This is a genomic window from Bacillus cereus group sp. Bce019 (assembly GCF_051781745.1).
In the GTDB taxonomy this organism is placed as follows: domain Bacteria; phylum Bacillota; class Bacilli; order Bacillales; family Bacillaceae_G; genus Bacillus_A; species Bacillus_A cereus.
Genome location: NZ_JBPWJX010000104.1, coordinates 1 through 276 on the forward strand (window position 1 = coordinate 1; position 276 = coordinate 276).

Consider the following 276-nt stretch of genomic DNA (forward strand, 5'->3'; position numbering starts at 1 on the left):
CATGGCGGAGTGATTCTTTACTCAGACTTAGAACAAATGAATAAAGATAAAGCACGTAGTTCCACGGAAGATACATGGAACTTAATAGAATCTGATTTAGATTTTGCAATTGCCAATTTACCCGAATCATGGGATGCCAGTAACCGAGGGCGCCTTACAAAATATGCAGCCTTGGCTTTCAAATCTCGTGCCATGCTATATGCCGAAAGATGGCAGTCTGCTTATGATTCAGCCGATGCCGTTGTAAAATCGGGATTATATGATTTGACTGCAAAT

The 276-nt window shown here is 40.9% G+C and carries 1 protein-coding gene; it reads left to right on the top strand.

Annotated elements, in window-relative coordinates:
- Window positions 1–36: 36 nt before the first annotated feature.
- The coding region (locus tag ACS2QP_RS27630; protein ID WP_438883043.1) for a hypothetical protein at window positions 37–276 on the top strand (240 nt) is incomplete at its 3' end.